The organism is Arthrobacter sp. (genome assembly GCF_031179385.1).
GTDB lineage: Bacteria > Actinomycetota > Actinomycetes > Actinomycetales > Micrococcaceae > Arthrobacter_D.
Genome location: NZ_JAPSHV010000171.1, coordinates 1 through 4,322, shown reverse-complemented (window position 1 = coordinate 4,322; position 4,322 = coordinate 1). Strand labels below are relative to the sequence as shown.

Genomic DNA, 4,322 nt, shown 5'->3' with positions numbered 1-4,322 from the left:
CGCCTACACCGGCAACCGTAAAGTCCTCCTGTTGGGTATCGATGCCCAGCTCGCTGAAGTGGCGCTTAACCGATTCCCATGCTCCGCGGGCGGTAATGCCCATCGCCTTGTGGTCATAACCGACGGAACCGCCGGAGGCGAATGCGTCCCCCAGCCAGTGCCCGTACTCTGCCGATATTTCGTTGGCGATATCGGAAAAACTGGCGGTGCCCTTGTCTGCCGCTACGACCAAATATGTGTCATCGCCGTCCAGGCGGACAACGCGTTCAGGCGCGACAACCTGCTGGCCAGCAGGCGTTCGGACAAGGTTGTCGGTGATGTCAAGCAGACCGCGGATGAATGTCCGGTAGCTCGACTGGCCCTCTGCCATCCAGGCCGCTCGGTCATTCGCCGGGTCGGGCAACTGTTTGGCGTAGAAGCCGCCCTTGGCACCGGTCGGGACGATGACGGCGTTCTTGACCGTTTGTGCCTTGACCAGACCGAGTATTTCCGTGCGGAAGTCCTCCCGGCGATCGGACCACCGCAGCCCGCCTCGGGCTACCTCGCCGAACCGAAGGTGCACCCCTTCGACCTGCGGTGAGTACACCCAGATCTCGAATTTCGGCCGCGGGAACGGTGCTCCTTCGATGACTTCCGGACGCAGCTTAAAACTCAAGTAGGGCTTGTTTTGGAAGTAGTTGGTACGCAAAGTGGCCTCAATAACGTTGGCCAGTGTCCGGAGCGCTCGGTCCGCGTCCAGAGTCGGAACCGCCTGGAGCCCGTCAGCCAGGCTTATGCGCGCGCGCTCAAGGGCTGCTTCCCGGGAGTCCTCGTCCACGTCGGGGTCAAACTGGACAGTGAACAGCGTGATCAGTGCGTGGGCTACCACCGGATTTGCAAGCAACGTATCGGCGGTAAAACTATACGAACCTGCATAGCCCAGCTGCCGTACATAGCGCGCATAGCTGCGCAGCATCGAGACCTCTCGCCAGGGCACCCGCTCCTGCACGACCAACCGGTCGAACCGGTCGGACTCGCTCCTTCCTGTCACGACGGCGCCAAAGGCGTCCTGCACCAGCCCGCCGGTCGCGAGCGGGTCTACTCTGGGCGGATACCTCAGGCCCAAGTCGTAAAGGAAGAAATCCTCGCCGTCGGCCGTGATGATTTCGAATGGCCGTTCATCCAGCACTTCCAGACCGAGGTTTTGAAAGACGGGCAGAATCTGGCTCAGTGACTGCGGCTCGGGCAAATAGAGTTTGAGACGGGCGTCCTCGACCTTCGTCTGCACGTCGGCAGGGATGTAAACGTGCATGATCGGACTGACTTCGGCCTTTTCGCTGTAGCTCTCGAAGCGCGCGATGTCCTCAAGCGCATCTTCGACCTCATAGTCAACACGGTAGCTGGCGGGGAAAGCCTCGGCCCACTTCGCCGAAAGCTTCTCGGCTTCCTCACCGTCAAATTTCGTCCGCACAATTTGGTCAATGCCCTCGGACCACGAACGTGCCGCAGCGGCCAGCCGCTTCTCAAGGTCTGCAACATCGATTTGCGGCACTTCGGAACCATGCTTGAGCCGGATGCGGAAGAACAACCGTGCCAAGGAAGATTCCGTCATCCGAGCTTCATAGTCAATGGCCTTCGCTTCGAAGGTTCTGCGCAGTTCGTCCTGCATCCGCAGTCGTACTGCCGTGGTGTACCGGTCGCGGGGCAGGTAGACCAGTGCCGAAACAAACCTCCCGTAGACGTCCTGGCGGAGAAAGAGCCGCGTCCGCCGGCGTTCCTGAAGCCGCAGGATGCCCATGGCGATGTCCGCCAGTTCCTGGGTGCTCATCTGGAATATCTCATCCCGAGGATACGACTCAAGTATGGAAAGCAGGTCCTTCCCCGAATGCGAGTCAGGTGCAAACCCGGAATGCCTGAGGACTGCGTCGACTTTTTCGCGCACAATGGGAACGCTTCGTACTGATCGGTTGTAGGCGCTGCTGGCAAAGAGACCGATGAACCTGCGCTCGCCGTTGACGTTGCCTTGCGCGTCAAAGCTCTTGACCCCGATGTAGTCCAGGTACGCCGCCCGGTGCACGGTGGAACGCGAATTCGCCTTGGTAATGACCAATGCGCGCTTCTCGCGGGCGCGGGCGCGTCCCTCCTCTGTCAGATGCTGGACGTGCCGGTCCTCCGGCAGCTCACGCATGATGCCGAGCCCCGTGCCCTCGCGCAGCAACAGCACATCTTCGCCGGCCTGATTGGCAAGGTCATACTCCCGGTAGCCCAGGAAGGTGAAGTTGCCATCGTCCAGCCACTCCAGAAGCTCCTTGGCTTCATTGAGGTCCGGTATCTCCTCAGCACCGGCAACAGAATCCAGCGATGCGGCGATCTGCCTGACACGGCTGCGCATCGCAGACCAGTCCTCGACTGCGACGCGAACATCACCGAGCACTTTGCGGATGCCCTCAATGACCTGCTGTGCCTTTTCGTCGTCTGAAATACGCACAGTCTCTACTGAAATCCAGGATTCAATGTGGGAGGCCTTGTCTCCCGTCGCGATAAACTCGGCCAGATTCGGCAGCGCGGCGGTGTCGCCGCTCGAGGCGCCCAAATGGGCCGGTACGCGTTTCAGCTCTACAAGTTCGTGGCTGGTCCGGTCGCGTACGGCAATAAAAGTGGGATGCATGAGCATCCGTATGGCCAGATCCTGGCGCACTATTTCCGCAGTTACCGAATCGACCAGGAACGGCATGTCGTCGGTCGCAATCATGATGACGCTGGAATTGCGCTCGTTGCGTATGCCGATGACCGCTTCTCCGCTCGGCCGATGAAGGGCGAGCTCCCGATGCGCCATGGCCCGGGTTTCCAGAGTGTCGCCGCTATAGCTTGCAGCATCCTCGGCAGCCAGGTGCTCGTAGTAGTTCCCGAGGAAGTCCCCCGGGTGCTTGCCTGAAGTGGAAAGATCCGTAGCACTGGATCCTGACGACATGAAAAACGCCTCCGATAGGTGGTCCGAGACCGCCCCATTGCGGCCACACCTGCAAGCCTAACGCCAGCCGACAAAAACTACACTTTGAGGCGCTTGTACCTGCGTGAGCTGTTCCCGCGGACAGGCAGTTCGCGGCCAGCGAGCAGTGCGATTGCATGGCGCAGCGGAGAATCCGGAGCGCTTTCGAGAAGCACAGAGCCACTGAGTAATGCTGCGTCCGCAACATCGAAGTCGGCTGGCAGGAAAGAGTGCACCTCTTTGAGCGGACCGAATCGCTCCCAGGATTGTCGCAACTGGTCGACCGGTGCCGATCCAATCGATGATGCCCGCACCTTGTTCAGGACGACACGGGGCGCAGCGCTGGGAACGGCATGTTCAATCTCGGCAAGTGCCCTGACCAACCGGGGAACCCCAACGGCGTCGGCGGCACCGACTGCAAAAACAGTATCGGCCAGTTCCAGGCAACGAAGGGTCGCACCGTTTCGCCGTGGTGCCATCGTGTCAAAGCTGAGCTCTTCGTCAGCCTCGAGGCAAAAACCGCAATCGATGATGGTGTACTCAGCTTGGGATCTCGCCAGCCCCACTACGGTGGACACAGCGCCGGGCCGGAGTTCCGGCCACCGCTCGGCCCTCGTGATGCCCGTCAACACCTGAAGGTGAGCGCCTTGTACCGCTACCTTTACGCTTACCCGTGCAAGGGCCGGTCCATCGAGGATGCCCTGATCTGCCAGCCTGCACGCTTGGGCCAGTGCGGCGGACTCATCCATCAGGCCGAGGAACGCCGCTACGCTCGCGGAGTAGGTGTCGGCGTCGATCAGCAGTGTCTTTTTGCCGGATGCCGCATACTCCGCCGCCAGATTCACAGCGACCGTCGTTCGGCCAGGCGCACCCGGTGGTCCCCACACCGCGATCACCTGACCGCCGGCTGACAGTTCCGCAGGTTGTTCGTCCGGGATCCCGACCGGTAGCAGCGCATGTGCCGGGTCGGCATAACTTCCAGCCATCTGGGTGCCCGTTTCGGGAAGAGTCGCTACAGCCTCGGTGATAAGGCAGGCCAGTTCCAAAGGCTCCATCAGGACGGAACCTTGGGCAATCCCCAATGCATCGAATCGGCGGCGCTCCCCTTCGTCATCGGTGAGCACGACGACGGCAACTTGCGAGCTGTGCAGCCGGTCCAGAACGCTGATGCCCAGCTCGGACGTGTCGCCGGCAACGATTGCGGCACGGGCGAGCCCCGTCTGGCATGCGGCAATCAATTCGGCGAGGGCACCGCATCTGCGCACGACAGTAACCGGACCGTGCAGTCGTTCCAACCCGCCCACGAAGTCAGTAAACGTATCGCCGTAAGTGATAACGGGGATGCTCATGAACC

At 61.0% G+C, this 4,322-nt stretch carries 2 protein-coding genes; both read right to left on the bottom strand.

The genetic code is table 11. The annotated features are described in order from the left end of the window. The coding region (locus tag RIF85_RS14820; protein WP_309072670.1) for an NAD-glutamate dehydrogenase domain-containing protein at positions 1 to 2,950 on the bottom strand (2,950 nt) is incomplete at its 3' end. 77 nt (positions 2,951 to 3,027) lie between these two features. After that, the coding region (locus RIF85_RS14815) for a chromosome partitioning protein (protein WP_309072669.1) at positions 3,028 to 4,322 on the bottom strand (1,295 nt) is incomplete at its 5' end.